We start from the raw sequence: 13,967 nt of genomic DNA on the forward strand, positions 1-13,967 counted from the left end.
TCACTTTTTTTATTGTAAGACAATGCGTTGAACAGATTTTAGCGTTGTGAATCCATATAAACCATATGCGACAATAAAGCCAAGGGTAACGATGATAGCAATTAAAGGACTAGAAGGCGCTAAACCACCAAGAGATAGGGTAAGATTGGCGGCTTTGATGCCAACAACAGCATGCATCATCGCAATAATCAAAGGTAAGGCAAAATAAAGACTGAGTTGAGTGGTAATTGACTGTAGTTTTAAAGACTCTTCAACACCGATTTTGCTAAGTATGCTGTAACGATGAATATTATCACTTGCTTCAGAAAGTTGTTGGAGTGCCAATAACACGCAACTACAGATTAGGAAGACTGCACCAATGTAGAAACCAAGGTAGGTAAATAGAAGTTCGGTACCGGCCATTTCTAGTTCGACATCACGTGCTGAAACAAGTTGCGTTCCAGCGGGAACGTGTGTAGATAGATTATCTTGCATGGGAGCAATTGATTGTGAATCGTGGGTATTGATGTTGGTGTAGTATGTAGGTTTGAGGTGGGATTCGAGTTGCTTGAATGTTGCATCACTCACAACAATTTTAAGTGAGTTCATCAAAGCACTGTTCGTTAATCTTAAATCTGAAACGGTAGTTGTGACGGAGTCTGTTAATCCATATTCACTGAAGTCAGGTGTTTCTATTGGTAAATTGGGGTGTTTGTAGAATGCAAACTGATTATCTAGGAGTTGAATAGGTTGCTGGTGATCACGTCTTAAACTTTGGTTTGCGTCATGTTGAGCAATAAATATTACAGGATAAATTACGGCGTCTGATGCATTACCATTAAGAACATAAAACTGATAGCTTTCTTTTATTTGGGAGGTATCAATACCGTTGAGATCGAAGGGCTGTGTATGTGTTGCTGCGATATCGTAGACAATCATTGAATCCTTGAATTGTGCGAGTACATTATTCAAATTGAATGCCGTGACCAATGCGGTTATTGCAGTTAGAAGCATAAGACATATGATACTCATCGAACGATATGTTGTACTAATTTTTGATGAAAGTTGTCGAAAATTGAAGGCATTTAAACCTGAGTAGTAGTGATTTTCGAAACGCTGCACACTCTGTAGAAGGAAGCCGGACAAGGCTTTGAAGAGCAATAAGGTACCAATCGCCCCGACAACGATTACTAACACCATCTGATTTAAGATACCATAAGGTTGTAACGAGACGGTGTATGCGTAAGCAATACATGATACACCAAGGATTAGCAAGAGCACTGTTGTGCGAGTGCGTGGTGCTTTGATTGATTCATTTTGGCGATGTGCTGTCAACATATCGAGCAAAGTAAAACGACCGAGGATCAGTGTATTAAAACCAATAACAACAGTGTAAATTGCACTGAAAATTAGGGTTGTAGATAAAAGTGCGGGCACTGAAACAATAAATGTGTAAGCTGCATTAACGCTCAGAATGGAAGCACTAAACATGGCCATCACTTGTGATAAGCCGATACCAATCGTAAATCCAACGACCAAAGAGGCAAGTGCCGCGATTAATGTTTCAAAGAACAGAATGATACGTATTTTTCGAAAAGGCATGCCCATCAAAGTGTATAAACCCAATTCTTGTTTTCGTCGTCGAATTAGAAACTGATTGGCATAGATGATTAACAGCGCAAAAACAACACTAATAATCACAGACATTGTGTTCAAAACCATGATCAAAGAAGCAATCGCAGTTCCTTGCGATGGGTCGAGTTCAAGAATGCTCGATTGCATTTCAAACGACCGCAGTAAGTAAAGCAAAACCACGGAAAAAGTGAGTGTTAAGAAATAAAGGCTATAGTCTTTATAGCTCTTTTTGACATTACGAAAAGCAAGTTTTAGATAAGATGTCATGAGAAGTCCTCCTGTATCCTATGATACGAGAATATCGTTGAATCATTGAGCGAACTATCGTACAACTTGCTTACACTATTGTAAGATGAACCATTCAGGTTATTTGTAAAGAGTGTGGCTTATAAGTTCAATTAAGAAGTCAATATCTTCGTCACCATGACGCAGGGATTCTAAGAAATTACGAACGACAAAAGCATTAAACTTTTCTTTAGTAAAGTTCTCATTCCAAATTGCTGGATTTTGGTATGCATCAGAATCGAGAGATTGCTTGAATACATCTTCGATTGCTTTCAGGTTACGGTGGTGTGTTTCAATCGTACGTTTTCGATCGTCTTCAGAAATCGTACGATAATAGCCGATGAAAATAGAATGGTAGATACGGGCATGATAAGAAGCTTTCTTGAACGATTCTTTAAGCATCGTCGTATAACGATCATGTGCACTAATGTTTTTGAGATCACCAATCATAACCTTATCCCAAAATTCATTGATAACTTCGATCGTTAGATCATTTTTAGATTCAAAGTAATTGTAAACAGAACCAACTGAAACATCAGCGTCTTTAGCAACGCGACGGATACTTAATGCATCCAAACCATCGGTAAAAACAATGTGACGCGCGACATCGATAAGGGCTTGTTTACTAATTGTACTTTTCTTCATAAAATCACCATCCTGAACTTTGTTCATTATAGAACTCATTCGAAAACTTGTCAAATAAAACGGTTACTGTATACTTAAAGCGTAAAGGAGATTATCAATGACATATCCAAGTTGCCCACAGTGTAATGAAAACTATACGTATGAGGATCGTGGCATGTTTGTTTGCCCAATGTGTGCTCACGAGTGGTCTGAGAATGAAGCAGTGGCTGAAGATGTTATCCGTGATGCTCATGGATCCATTCTTAATGACGGTGATTCAATAATAATCATCAAAGATTTAAAAGTTAAAGGCGCGTCTGCTCCTTTAAAACAAGGGACAAAAGTGAAAAACATCAAGCTTGTAGAAGGTGACCATAATATTGATTGCCGAATCGAAGGTTTTGGTGCGATGAGTCTCAAATCTGAATTTGTAAAGAAAGCATAAAAAAAAGGTTCCTTGCGGAACTTTTTTTTATTGATGTTTTGTAACGTCAAGTTTTGAAGCTGCTTGTTCATCAACGATGACGATTACGTTATCATGATTTTGTAAAGCACTTGCTGGAAGCGCTTCTGTTGGTGCTTCTTCCATCATTTTATAGATAGCATCAGCTTTCTTTTCACCATATGCAAACAAGATAATTGTTTTTGCAGTCATGATGGATTTGATACCCATTGAGTATGCAAATTTAGGTACTTCGTCAATTGAATCAAACATACGTGAATTTGCAATAATTGTACTTTCAGTTAATGCAACTTTTTCTGTCAATGAATCAAATGATGCTCCTGGCTCATTGAAACCGATATGACCATTTTCGCCAATTCCTAAGATTTGGATATCAATTGGATTTTCAGCGATGATTTGGTCGTAACGTGCGCATTCTTTAGCTGCATCTTCTTCCAAGCCATTTGGCAAATAATTAGCTTTAAATGGCTTTTTACCAAATAAATGTTTATTCATGAAGTAGTTATAGCTTTGGATATGATCAGCACCAATACCGATGTATTCATCCAAGTTAATGGATACCACATTTGTGAAATCTAAGTCACTTGCAGTAATGCGATCGTATAAAGAAATTGGTGTACTTCCAGTAGCCAATCCAAAGACGTTTAAGTTTCCGCTAACTAACGCTTCACGAATGATGTTGTAACCAAGTTCTGCTCCTTCTTGGTTATCTTTAACAACAAATAATTTCATTGTAATTCCCTCTCACTTTCATTCAGTATTATTATAGACTACTCCACATTAAAATCAAACTTGTTTTCTCGGAAACATCGGATAGTCTTTTTTAATTAAATTTGAATGTATGAAAAAAATATTTAAGATACTCTAAATTGTTGAAAAACATAAGAATATCCCTAGAATGTGCCTGTGTTTATACGAACGCGTGATAAAAAAAGTGCTATAATTATACATGTATACATAAGGAGGCAATTTATGTTAATCATTAATGGGAAAATTTATTTAGAAGACCGTGTTATCGAGAACGGTTTTATTCGTACTGAAGAGGACCGTATCGTCGAACTTGGTATGATGGAAAATGCACCGAAATTAGACGGTGATGTCATCGATGCGAAGGGACTCAATGTCTTGCCAGGATTTATTGACCAACACATTCATGGTGCAAATGGTGCTGACCATATGGACGCTGATCAAGCAGGTTTACTAAATATCGCAACATTCCTTCCAAAAGAAGGAACAACGTCATATCTTGCTACAACAATGACGCAATCAATTGAAGCTGTATCGACAGCATTGGGTGCAATTGTAGAGTTTATGGATGATACCAACAAACCAGGACAAGCTGAAATCGTAGGGATTCACCTCGAAGGACCCTTTATTTCGAAAAAACATGTTGGGGCACAAAACCCTGCCTTTGTTTTAAAACCAACGACAGAGTATTTTGATACATTCTGGAATGTCGCAAAAGGACGCATCAAGTTAATTACCTATGCACCTGAAGAAGCAGCGCCAGGTTTTACAGATTACCTACGTTCAAAAGGGGTTGTTCCTTCAGCTGGACATACAGATTCAAATTATCAACAAATAATTGATGAAATTCCTAATGGACTTTCAAACTTAACACACTTCCACAATGCGATGAAACCACACCATCACCGTGAACCAGGAGCAGTTACTGCTGGATTCTTACGACCAGAATTAAAAGCAGAATTAATTGTGGATGGTATTCACTTACATCCAGATGTTGTTAAGGCAACATATGAAATTAAAGGTGTAGACAATGTTATTGCAATTACGGATGCGATGCGTGCTAAGGGACTTCCAGATGGTAAGTATGATCTTGGTGGTCAAGAAGTTATTAAAGTTGGAAAAGAATGCCGTATCGCTACAGGATCGCTCGCAGGTTCAGTTGCTGAAATGGACTTCGTTGTTCGTAACTTTAAACACTTTACCGGTGCAAGTATGCGTGACTTGGTGAAAATTTCTTCGGAAAATGCCGCAAAACACCTTGAAATCTTTGGACGTAAAGGAAGTATCGCAATCGGTAAAGATGCTGATATTGTTATAGTTGATAACGACATTAATGTTGAAACAACAATTTGCCGTGGAGTTGTAGGATACCAAAAATAGCCTCCAATCAGACTATAATTAAAAAGTTAGCCGTTCGGTTAACTTTTTAATTTCAAATTGGGATAATTGTGAAGCATCCAAAATTGGGAGATACTTGATGAAATTTGAAAAAACACTCACTCCAGAAGAGACAGATATTATTAAACTTAGAGATCTTCTGAGGAAATACAATCGACAAAACTTTGAAACTTTAGAACATTCTAAATTTGCTATCTATATTAGAGATGAAGATGAGAATATTCTTGGAGGCATTTCAGGCGAAATATTTGGCAATTGGGTAGATATCGAATACTTAGTAATTCACGAAAATTTACGAGGACAAGGACTGGGTAAAGCATTGTTAGAGAAAGTTGAAAGCATGGCAATCGAGCATCGGTGCCGTTATCTCTTTCTGAATACATTTGGTTTCCAGGGTAAAGATTTTTATCCGAAATTTGGATTTAAAGAAGTCTATGTAAAGCAAGATTATCCATTGACAGGAACAGATCATTTCTTTGTCAAAGAATTATCCTACTAAGACTTTAGAAGATTGATCATAAAAAGAAAAGGGTTAGCCGCAGGCTAACCCTTTTTATGCACTTTGGTGAAGTCGGTGTCGTGTTACGAAGAACTTGCTGATGCGAGCGTAGAGTTTCACGATGGGAATACTAATAAGCACGACAACAACCAAAATAATAAGATGATGTTGTGTAAATGACACGAGTTCTAATAAGGGATGCATTACGATGCTCGTTATTAAAAAACCTGCAATGTCCAGGGCAAGAATGAATGCTCTGAAACGATTCAAGGGTGTCAAAATCCGATAAATAAGGTGAATCGAGAGAATTCCATTTACAAAGAAAATGATGGATTGGATGGCTTTAAGGTCCAGTCCTAAAGGTTTGTTAAAGAGAACAAGAATAAACCACATAGTGACTATCCCAAGGGCGCTGGGAAGTGCATAGAGCACGACATGTTCTAAGACCGTATATTTTGGCTTATAATCGTGTAATTCGAACATGATCAGCAAGGAAGGGAGTCCGCCCACAAATATATTGGTAAGGGTTACTTGGAACGGAATGAAAGGGAAACGGACATTGATGAGGATTGCAAGAATCGCAACACTAATGGTTAAGATTGTGCGTAAGTAAAAAAGGGATGCAGATCGCGTAATGTTATTGATGGTTTGTCGTCCTTCTCGAACAACGTCCACCAAGGTGGACAACATGCCATCGATTATAACGATTTGACTAATGTTTAGAGCTGCGTCGCTACCTTCACCTAAAGCAATCGATACGTCTGCTTGCTTTAGTGCAAGTACATCATTTAGACCATCACCTGTCATCGCAACACGGTTTTTCCCCTCTTGTAAAATCTTTACAAACTCAAGTTTTTGAGTTGGTGTTGCCCGTCCAATGACATTATATTTGAATATTGCTTCGTGCAACGCCTCTGGTGTTGTCAAAGTTGATGCATCGACAGCACCTTGGATTGTATTAACACCCGCTTTTTGTGCGATAGCAAGAACGGTGTCGATGTTATCGCCGGATATTACCTTAATATTGACGCCATTGTTTACAAAAAAATCAATAGCTTGATGTGCGTCCTCCCGGAGTGGGTCTTCAATTACAATCCATCCCAGTGCATGTAACGATTGAGGGAGCGTTTTGTCGGTTGGTGCCTCATAGCTAGATGCTGCAAGAATAATGCGTGCCCCCAGTTTACGGTGATTTAGAATGACGTCGGGTAAAGCTAGGTTTGGCATTAATATTTCTGGTGCACCGATGAAGAGGGTTTCCTGATTGTCAAACGTCATCGAGGCCCACTTGCGTGCTGAAGCAAATGGAATTGTATCAATACATTGCATCGTTTCAACAGGTTCAAAATAATGTTTGATGGCTAGCATGGTCGCATTATTATCATGAGTGTAGTTGACATAATGGTTCATGAGAAACTGAAACTTAACATCAAGATTTAATGTATCAATGACTTGCATTTCACCTTTGGTGAGGGTTCCAGTTTTATCGACACACAAGACGTCAATTTGAGATAGCGCTTCAATTGCATACAAATCTTGAACTAATGTTTTGGACTTTCCGAGTTTAAGAACTGCTGTCATCAAGGTAACGGTTGTTAATAAGACTAAACCTTGAGGAAGCATACCAAGGAGTGCCGATGCAGTATTTACAACAACTTGATATAACGACTCGTGTCGGAAGACAAATCCTTGAATGAATAAAAGTGCACCGATGGGAATGATAAAGAAACTAGTAAGTTTTGTGACGCTTGTAAAGGTGTTTAAAAGATCGCTAGCGATGCGACGTTGCGTAGACACTTGTTGCGTTACTTTGGTTGCATAGTTGTCACTTCCAACATGGACAACCTGAGCATAGCAAGTTCCGCTAACAATGAAAGATCCGGATAAAAGTGTATCGTCGGTGTATTTATCGATAGGGTCGACTTCACCAGTTAAAAGAGATTCATTGGCTTCCACAGAACCTTCTAAGACGACGCTGTCTGCAGCAATTTGATTGCCGGGTTCATAGTAAACGATATCATCCAAAACAATTTCGTCAGGCGTAATTGTTTGAATTACACCATCTCGTAAAACTTTGACATGCGGTGCTACCAAGATGTTAAGGTTTTGAACAAGATTTCGAGCTCGTATTTCTTGGATAATGAACATAGAAGAATTAGAGACGATAACGCCCATGAAGAAAATACTGGTATAAGCGCCGACAGCTATCAATGCAATAGCGATTACAATATTAAATAAATTGAAAAGGGTGAAAATGTTCCCTATGATAATATCTTTGTTTGTCTTCAGTTCAGGTTTAGGTTGTGTATTGACTTGGTGATTCTGAATGCGCATTTGAACGGCTTCGTTTGATAGTCCTTTTAATTTCGTCATAGGTGCTCCTTAGATACTTGGAATGTTCCTTAATACTTACTATAATAACACTGGGTGATAACATGAAACAAATTGCAATTATTGGTGGGGGTATTGTCGGTATGACTGCCGCCTACTATTTAAAGAAAAACGGCATGGATGTCGTTGTATATGATGCTGATTATGCACAAGGGACACGAGCAGCCGTGGGGATAATTTGTCCATGGGTGAGCCAGCGCCGTCATCAAGCATGGTATGCTTTAGCATCTGATGGTGCGGCATTTTATAAGACGCTTGTTCGTGATGTGTCAGATCCATCATTTTATCGACAAACAGGCACATTGATTGCACATACGACTCGTTTGGACGCATTGAGTGAGCTTGCGTTTGAGCGGGCTAAAACAACACCAGCGATGGGCAATGTCCAACGATTGCAGAAACCAGCTCTCGCAGACTATATTCCAGACTATGTGACGCTTGAGGATGCATTGTTGATTGAAGGTGGTGCGCAAATCGACGGTGCTCGTCTTATCGAAATTCTTCAGAAGGATCAAAACATACCTGTTATTAAAGAACAGACGACTGTTGAACGTCTTGAAACATGTGGTCGATTTGACCATATCATTGTTGCTGCTGGACCGTGGATAAACGACGCGCAAAAAAAATACATATTTGATGTAAAACCACAAAAAGGACAGCTTGTAACACTCCAAAATGCCTTTGATATTGATAAGGCATATCCAGTCATCATGCCACAAGGTGAAATTGATATCTTGTTTGACCAAACAATGCTGGTGATTGGTGCATCACATGACAATGAAGCCGGTTTTGATACGCATCGTGATCTCAATGTTGAAGCGCGTCTGATTCATGATGCTCAAATGTATATCCCAAAGATTACCAGTGCGGATATAACCGGTTTTCGAATTGGAACCCGTGCATATACTTCAGACTTTGCACCATTCTATGGCCCCATTGATACTACTAAAAAAGTATATGTAGCAAGTGGACTTGGTTCATCGGGGCTGACAACCGGACCGATTATTGGATATCGTATAGCATCTGATATTTTGGGTTCGGCATTTGATTTTAGTGAAATGAGTCCTACAAAATATATTAAATCTATCGTGTAAAGCGAATCTGGTTATCGATTTGAACAAATGTCGTTTCGGCATATTCCGATTCACCATCCCAAACAAAGCGAATGGTTTGGCGTGCGCCTGAAAATGCATCATCGAAACTTACATCCCATGTAGATTGTTGTTTCATAATTGTCCATTTCGAATACTCTGGCGGATTACAACCATATTCATAAAATTTTTGGCGTGCATAGTTTTCAATGAAGTGTTCTTGGTTTGAAGGAAGATCTTGGGCGATCGTATTGATCGAACAACTTACAAGAAAAAAAGCGAGTAAAATAACAGATAATTTTTTCATAAGTCCTCCTTAAATACTGAACGTAGTCTAACGATATCACGCAATGTCGAAAATTCCGTTACAACAGCTTGAATTTATGATGAAATTTATGTCAAATATATTTACTTAAAGAAGAGTGTTGTCAGTACCTGTGAGTAAAAACTCGTGGTATAATAAACAAAATGAGGTGGGATTATGATAACAGTCTATTTATGCGATGATGATATCGAAATTATCGAATCATATAGCGCACTTATTAAACGCTACAGTAAAGCACGCATGCTTGAACTCAAGCTAGAGACTTTTCACCGTGGAGAAGATTTGCTTTTTCATCTGGATGGTTTTACCGATGCTCCGGATATTATCTTGCTCGATATTTACATGGATGCCTTAAACGGTATAGAAACTGCGAAGCGAATTCGCGAACGCAATGTTGATGCGCAAATTATCTTCTTAACGACATCGTCTGAGTTTGTATTCGATGCGTTTGATGTGCGTTCTTTTAATTATCTTGTAAAACAAGATACGAGTGATGCTCGATTTGAGGAAGTATTCAACAACGCGATTAGTTTAGTTGAGAAGAAAGCTACGGATTTTTTTGATTGTTCCTTTGGATCTGAGTCACGCCGAATTGCACTTAAAGATATTTCTCATTTTGAAATTTACCGTCGTGTCATGCGGGTTCATTACAATACCAATGAAACGTTTGACTTTTATGAAACAATGGATTCTTTGACCGAAAAATTAGCTGGAAAAGGCTTCGTTCGGGTTCATCGATCCTATCTTGTAAATCTCAAACATATTGTAATGTTTAAGAACCAAACAATTCGCCTCTCAAATGAGGAAGAATTGCCGCTCGGAAAAGCATATCAAGTTAGCGTTAAGGACGCCTTCAACGCGTTCGTTTCAGATAGTTGGGACGCATAATGTATTTGACAATCTTGGGATTGTTTACGATTGCACTCTATTGCTATATCTATATGTCGGTAGCTGACATCAGTCAATATGGTAAATTTCGTAAACATGCATATGTTTTTTTAGCTATTTCGATGGTGACACAATCAATTATTTTTATTTTCTCGCATAGCTACGGATTGGAAATGTTTGAAACCTTTTGGCTGATCCTGGCGGTGATGTGGTTAACGTTCTATTTTACAGTTGACCTTCCGATTTATGTGGTATCCTTTGCGACAGTCAGTCACGTATTTTATCTTTTTACCATGCGGGCATTTGCAGTAACTGTTTTATCAATAGTTACACAAGTTCCGCTCTATCGAATCAATGCCTCTGACAACTTCTATCTACTCGTATTTTTAATCTCAACAGTCATGTCGATTACGTTACTGTTGTTTGAGTCGAAATATTATCGTAGTGGAAAACGAATGCGCCAACTAATCAACAATCACACACAACTGAACTTTGTGACTATCGTTAAATTTTCGCTGGCATCTTACCTTATGTTTATTACATATGGAACACGCTTTTCTGCAAAAGAAAGCTGGAATACACTGGCGTATTGTGTAGGATCAATGATGGTCGTCTGGATGGCACGGTTGACATTGAATCACTCGGTTCGTATTTCGGAAATGCTAGAGTATGAGAAACAAACAGCAGTACTTCAACAACAACTTAATACGCAAGTAAGTCATTATAAATCGTATCAAAAGTATACGGAGACGTTTAGAAAGTTCCGCCATGACTATAAAAAAGTCCTTTCCACAGTTAATATGCTGCTTCGAAACAATGAAACTGAAAAAGCGGTCAAACTATTGGATGACATGGGTGTTCAGATGGCTAAGGGCGTCGATGCTCACGTTGAATACTCAAACAATGTATTTATTGATGCAATCTTACAAGCATATGCAAACTATTGTGCAGAAGCGATGATTCAATTTGAAGCTAAAGTTTACTGGGATCCTAATGTCATCATTGATGATTTGGATTTAGCCCGCATCTTCAACAATGTCCTAGAAAATGCCTATGAAGCGAATCTCAACCTAGACCACGAACAGCGTTTCATTAAAATACGCAGTAATTTGCGCGATTATTGGCTCGATATTGAAGTTGCGAACAGTTTCTCAGGCACCGTCAAAGACAATCTCGAAACAACAAAAACAGAAGAAACGCAATTTCACGGGATCGGAACCAAAATTGTCGAAGAAGTGATGCAAAACCAGGGTGGGATGGTCTCGTGGCTACCTGAAGAAGATGTCTTTAAAGTACGTTTGCACTTCCCACGAAAAGCATAAAAAACTAACATAAAAAAGGCGCACATGATTATCGTGTGCTTTTTTCAATTTCAAGCGTTGCAAGCGTTAGATTTTACGCTCTTTTATGCTATACTTAAATTGTTACAGAAATATTTACGACAACTTAACACAAGGTGCATATATTGATGGTAAAATGAAGTGTTCATGGGATTTACGGAAATTTCGCAAGAAATCGATCGAAAACCATGAATATTAACGAAAATTTACACAACATGGAACGTGTCTTGTTATAATGTTGAGTAGACTTTTAAGTTATAGACATTTTTATAACCCTATAAAAATGAGTAAATAGTTTAGAGTAATAAATGGAAGCACAAGCTTTCAACTTAGGAGGAAATGGAATGATTGAAGTCAAGGACTTGAGAAAAGTGTTTGATAATGGGTTTGAAGCACTTAAGAAAGTTAATTTCACAATTGAGAACGGAGATCTCATTTGTTTGCTCGGACCTTCAGGTTGTGGTAAAACTACAATCCTAAACTTAATAGCTGGTCTTTTAGATCCAACTGAAGGCGATATCTTAAATGAAGGTGTGACAATGGTCGATAAACACCCTAAAGATCGTGATATCGGATTTGTTTTCCAAAACTATGCATTGTATCCACATATGACAGTTTTAGAAAACGTTATGTTCCCACTACGTGTTGGTGAGAAGAAAATGCCTAAAGAAGAAGCAGAAGCAATCGCTCGCAAGTTTATGAAACTTACAAGCATTGAAGAACTTGAAAATAAAAAACCTGGAACGATGTCAGGGGGACAACAACAACGTGTTGCGATTACCCGTGCGTTAGTACAAAATCCAAGTATTTTATTATTGGACGAACCGCTCTCAAACTTAGACGCACGTTTACGTTTACGTATTCGTGAAGAAATCCGTCGTCTTGTTAAAGAAGTTGGAATCACAACTATCTTTGTTACCCATGACCAAGAAGAAGCTTTATCCATTAGTGATAAAATCGTACTCATGGACGAAGGTGTTATCCAACAACATGACGATCCACAAAATCTATACCTAGAACCAAATAACCTTTTCGTTGCAAAATTCATTGGTAATCCAGTAATCAATATTTTACCAATTGAAGTTAAAGATGGAAAAGTTATCGGTGAAAATTTCGAATTTGCCCAAGCAAACTTTGTGGCAGATCGCTTTAAAGAAACAATGACTGATGGCAAATACCTCTTAGGTGTACGTCCTGAAGACGTTACCCTAACAAACGACAATCCAATCTTTAGTGCGAATGTCGAAACTGTGGAACTCATTGGTCGTGAACGCATCCTAAACTTTGATATGGGCGGTATTCACGGAAAATCAATCGTAAGTATTGATGAGCAAGTTCTTGAAGGTGATGCAATCTCATGTGACTTCAACTACCCACGTGTATTCGTATTCAAAGAGAGTGGAGAGCGAGTTTACTAATGAAGGGATTCAAAAAATATAGCGCAGAGAATCAACCCAAAGCGTGGCTATTTCTTTTTCCTGCGTTAGCTATTATTGGCGTGTTCAATATCTATCCGATGTTTAAATCCTTATGGATGTCGTTTCAAAAAGGAACACTCCTTAATCCACGCTTCACGGGCATAGATAACTATGTCACAGTCTTAAAAGATCCAGTATTTCATACAGCGATGAAGAACACTGCAATTTATGCGTTCTTTGTGGTTCCAATTTGTTTGGTAATCTCATTACTCATTTCATGGTTAATCTTTGAAAAAATCAAGAATAAAGGATTCTTTGAAACAATCTTCTTTATTCCTTACGTAACCAGTACCATAGCTATTGGGATTGTCTTCCGTTACCTTTTCAATGGTAATTATGGAATTGTTAATCATGTCTTGGGATGGGTTGGTATCGCACCCATTAACTGGCTTAACAGTGTAAATATGTCGGTTCCAACGCTTATTATCTTTGGTGTTTGGACAGGACTCGCGTTTAATATTATTATCTTGCTAGCAGGATTTAGAAATATTAGCGAAGAATACTACAAAGTAGCCGATATGTTTGGTGCATCGAACTGGGAAAAATTTGCACGTATTACCATGCCGCAATTAATCCCAACGATTACATTCTTACTTACCGTAAACTTTATCGGAGCATTTAAAATTTACTCGCAAGTCTACGCGCTTTTCGGAGGAACTGCTGGTGTTGCCAACAGTGCTCAGACCGCCGTATTCTATATTTATGATAAATTCCACGTCGCTGGACGACCAGGGATTGCTATGGCTGCAACGATGATTCTCTTTGCACTCATTCTCTTATTTACTGCGTTGCAGAATAAGATCGTGAAAAGGGTGGAACGTTAA

Annotated in this window: 13 protein-coding genes; 8 read left to right on the forward strand and 5 right to left on the reverse strand. The window is 38.3% G+C overall.

What is annotated here, in order from left to right; translation table 11 throughout:
• Positions 1-9: 9 nt before the first annotated feature.
• Complete coding sequence (locus G7061_RS03350; protein ID WP_166118943.1) at positions 10-1,881, reverse strand: ABC transporter permease; 1,872 nt, start codon at positions 1,879-1,881, stop codon at positions 10-12.
• 99 nt (positions 1,882-1,980) lie between these two features.
• Positions 1,981-2,571 carry a TetR/AcrR family transcriptional regulator gene (locus tag G7061_RS03355; protein ID WP_166118947.1) on the reverse strand — a complete coding sequence of 197 codons (591 nt, stop codon included), beginning with the start codon at positions 2,569-2,571 and terminating at the stop codon, positions 1,981-1,983.
• A gap of 70 nt (positions 2,572-2,641) precedes the next feature.
• Between G7061_RS03355 and G7061_RS03360 the strand changes: the two genes are divergently transcribed.
• Positions 2,642-2,968: a zinc ribbon domain-containing protein YjdM gene (locus G7061_RS03360; protein WP_159635443.1), complete on the forward strand. Its 327-nt coding sequence runs from the start codon at positions 2,642-2,644 to the stop codon at positions 2,966-2,968.
• Positions 2,969-2,995: 27 nt separating this feature from the next.
• Here G7061_RS03360 and G7061_RS03365 read toward each other — a convergent pair whose 3' ends face one another.
• A complete protein-coding gene (locus G7061_RS03365) occupies positions 2,996-3,718 on the reverse strand; it encodes a glucosamine-6-phosphate deaminase (RefSeq protein WP_159635440.1) in 723 nt (240 codons plus the stop codon).
• A gap of 240 nt (positions 3,719-3,958) precedes the next feature.
• Between G7061_RS03365 and nagA the strand changes: the two genes are divergently transcribed.
• On the forward strand, positions 3,959-5,113 hold the full coding sequence (nagA, locus tag G7061_RS03370; protein WP_159640731.1) for an N-acetylglucosamine-6-phosphate deacetylase: 1,155 nt from the start codon (positions 3,959-3,961) through the stop codon (positions 5,111-5,113).
• Between the two features lie 97 nt (positions 5,114-5,210).
• The gene (locus G7061_RS03375) at positions 5,211-5,630 is read left to right on the forward strand and encodes a GNAT family N-acetyltransferase (protein WP_166118952.1); all 420 of its coding nucleotides are present in this window, start codon (positions 5,211-5,213) and stop codon (positions 5,628-5,630) included.
• Between the two features lie 54 nt (positions 5,631-5,684).
• On the opposite strand, the gene G7061_RS03380 is transcribed toward G7061_RS03375, so the two are convergent.
• Positions 5,685-8,003, reverse strand: coding sequence for an HAD-IC family P-type ATPase (locus G7061_RS03380; protein WP_166118957.1), 2,319 nt, complete (start codon positions 8,001-8,003; stop codon positions 5,685-5,687).
• A gap of 62 nt (positions 8,004-8,065) precedes the next feature.
• On the opposite strand from G7061_RS03380, the gene G7061_RS03385 reads away from it, so the two are divergent.
• A complete protein-coding gene (locus G7061_RS03385) occupies positions 8,066-9,115 on the forward strand; it encodes an FAD-binding oxidoreductase (protein ID WP_166118963.1) in 1,050 nt (349 codons plus the stop codon).
• On the opposite strand, the gene G7061_RS03390 is transcribed toward G7061_RS03385, so the two are convergent.
• Complete coding sequence (locus G7061_RS03390) at positions 9,105-9,419, reverse strand: hypothetical protein (RefSeq protein ID WP_159640718.1); 315 nt, start codon at positions 9,417-9,419, stop codon at positions 9,105-9,107. The genes G7061_RS03385 and G7061_RS03390 overlap by 11 nt on opposite strands.
• Positions 9,420-9,593: 174 nt before the next feature.
• Between G7061_RS03390 and G7061_RS03395 the strand changes: the two genes are divergently transcribed.
• The 4 genes from G7061_RS03395 (at position 9,594) to G7061_RS03410 (ending at position 13,967) form a co-directional block, all read left to right on the forward strand.
• Entirely contained in the window at positions 9,594-10,325 is a 732-nt protein-coding gene (locus G7061_RS03395; RefSeq protein ID WP_159640715.1) for a LytTR family DNA-binding domain-containing protein, read from the forward strand.
• Positions 10,325-11,647, forward strand: coding sequence for a GHKL domain-containing protein (locus tag G7061_RS03400; protein ID WP_159640712.1), 1,323 nt, complete (start codon positions 10,325-10,327; stop codon positions 11,645-11,647). The genes G7061_RS03395 and G7061_RS03400 overlap by 1 nt, the downstream gene beginning before the upstream one ends.
• Before the next feature lie 362 nt (positions 11,648-12,009).
• Positions 12,010-13,083, forward strand: coding sequence for an ABC transporter ATP-binding protein (locus G7061_RS03405; RefSeq protein ID WP_159640709.1), 1,074 nt, complete (start codon positions 12,010-12,012; stop codon positions 13,081-13,083).
• Positions 13,083-13,967 (forward strand): carbohydrate ABC transporter permease, encoded by an 885-nt coding sequence (locus G7061_RS03410; protein WP_159635412.1) that lies wholly within the window; start codon positions 13,083-13,085, stop codon positions 13,965-13,967. The genes G7061_RS03405 and G7061_RS03410 overlap by 1 nt, the downstream gene beginning before the upstream one ends.

The organism is Erysipelothrix sp. HDW6B (assembly GCF_011301115.1).
GTDB classification, from domain to species: Bacteria; Bacillota_I; Bacilli_A; order Erysipelotrichales; family Erysipelotrichaceae; genus Erysipelothrix; species Erysipelothrix anatis.

Coding starts and splice junctions, on each gene's coding strand:
- G7061_RS03350 (WP_166118943.1), bottom strand. CDS start 1,881: ATGACATCTTATCTAAAACTTGCTTTTCGTAATGTCAAAAAGAGCTAT.
- G7061_RS03355 (WP_166118947.1), bottom strand. CDS start 2,571: ATGAACAAAGTTCAGGATGGTGATTTTATGAAGAAAAGTACAATTAGT.
- G7061_RS03360 (WP_159635443.1), top strand. CDS start 2,642: ATGACATATCCAAGTTGCCCACAGTGTAATGAAAACTATACGTATGAG.
- G7061_RS03365 (WP_159635440.1), bottom strand. CDS start 3,718: ATGAAATTATTTGTTGTTAAAGATAACCAAGAAGGAGCAGAACTTGGT.
- nagA (WP_159640731.1), top strand. CDS start 3,959: ATGTTAATCATTAATGGGAAAATTTATTTAGAAGACCGTGTTATCGAG.
- G7061_RS03375 (WP_166118952.1), top strand. CDS start 5,211: ATGAAATTTGAAAAAACACTCACTCCAGAAGAGACAGATATTATTAAA.
- G7061_RS03380 (WP_166118957.1), bottom strand. CDS start 8,003: ATGACGAAATTAAAAGGACTATCAAACGAAGCCGTTCAAATGCGCATT.
- G7061_RS03385 (WP_166118963.1), top strand. CDS start 8,066: ATGAAACAAATTGCAATTATTGGTGGGGGTATTGTCGGTATGACTGCC.
- G7061_RS03390 (WP_159640718.1), bottom strand. CDS start 9,419: ATGAAAAAATTATCTGTTATTTTACTCGCTTTTTTTCTTGTAAGTTGT.
- G7061_RS03395 (WP_159640715.1), top strand. CDS start 9,594: ATGATAACAGTCTATTTATGCGATGATGATATCGAAATTATCGAATCA.
- G7061_RS03400 (WP_159640712.1), top strand. CDS start 10,325: ATGTATTTGACAATCTTGGGATTGTTTACGATTGCACTCTATTGCTAT.
- G7061_RS03405 (WP_159640709.1), top strand. CDS start 12,010: ATGATTGAAGTCAAGGACTTGAGAAAAGTGTTTGATAATGGGTTTGAA.
- G7061_RS03410 (WP_159635412.1), top strand. CDS start 13,083: ATGAAGGGATTCAAAAAATATAGCGCAGAGAATCAACCCAAAGCGTGG.